Raw genomic sequence first — 1,303 nt, 5'->3', positions numbered from 1 at the left:
GGCCACGATCCTCCACCTGGCCTGGGCGCGGCTGCTCGGCACCCTCGCCGGCCGCGACGACGTGGTCTTCGGCACCGTCCTCTTCGGCCGGATGAACGGCGGCGCGGGCGCCGACCGGGTCGCCGGCCTGTTCATCAACACGCTGCCCGTCCGGGTACGCCTCGACCGGGGCAGCGTCGCCGACGCGGTGACCGGCATGCGCGACCAGCTCGCCGACCTGCTGGTGCACGAACACGCCCCGCTCGCCCTGGCCCAGGCCGCCAGCGGCCTGCCCGGCGGCAGCCCGGTCTTCACGTCGATCTTCAACTACCGGCACAGCCAGCCCTCCGCCGCGCGCGAGGAGTTGGACGGCATGCGGGTCGTCTCCGCCCGCGACCTCACCAACTACCCCCTCGCCGTGGCGGTCGACGCCGAGGAGGCGGCCTTCAGCCTCACCGTCGACGCCATGGCCCCCGCCGACCCCGCGAAGGTCGGCGCCCTGCTGGTCACCTGCCTGGACAACCTCGTCACCGCCCTGGCCGAGGCCCCGGCCACCCCGATCCGCGCGGTCGCCGCCCTCGACCCGGCCGAGCGGGAGCAGGTGCTGGTCGGCTGGAACGACACGGCGACGCCGGTGGCGGACGTGTCGGTGGTGGAGGCGTTCGCGGCGCGGGTGGCGGCTGATCCGGACGGGATCGCCGTGGTGTGTGGTGAGGTGTCGCTGTCCTACGCGGAGTTGGATGCCCGGGCCGAGCGGTTGGCCGGTCGCCTAGTCGGGGTGGGGGTGGGTCCGGAGTCGCCGGTGGCGGTGGTGCTGGAGCGCTCCGCCGAGCTGTTGGTGGCGTTGCTGGCGGTGCTGAAGGCCGGTGGTGCGTATCTGCCACTGGACGTGGCGTGGCCCCTCGCGCGGATGCGGGCGGTGGCCGCCGATGCGGGCGCACGGGTGGTGCTGGTTCACGAGGCGACGGCGGGACACGAGTTCGTGACCGGCGCCGACGGGCTGACGTCGTTGCACATCGACCAGTCGGGGACGGCGGTAACCGCTGGCGATGTTGCCGACCTCGCCACGGCCGGCCTTACCGAGGTTGATGCCGCCAGGGCCGACGCCACCACCGTCGGGGGAGCCGGTGCGGAGGTTGACAGCGCGGCCGGGGCGGTCGAGGGGCCGGCGTCGGCTGCGTACCTGATGTACACCTCGGGCTCGACGGGCGTGCCGAAGGGCGTCGTCACCACCCACCGGGACGTGGTGCGGCTGGCCGCCGACCGGTGCTGGGGTGTCACGCCTCGGGTGTTGTTCCATGCGCCGCACGCGTTCGACGCGTCG

1 protein-coding gene is annotated in these 1,303 nt (G+C 74.1%); it reads left to right on the top strand.

Features of this window, described 5'->3' with window-relative positions; genetic code table 11:
* Positions 1–1,303: AMP-binding protein (locus IEY96_RS32225; protein WP_189198569.1), on the top strand; the 1,303-nt coding region annotated here is incomplete at both ends.

Source organism: Micromonospora fulviviridis (assembly GCF_014648395.1).
Taxonomy (GTDB): domain Bacteria; phylum Actinomycetota; class Actinomycetes; order Mycobacteriales; family Micromonosporaceae; genus Micromonospora; species Micromonospora fulviviridis.
Note: the sequence above shows the minus strand (reverse complement) of the source record. Positions and strands in the feature narration are given on the sequence as shown.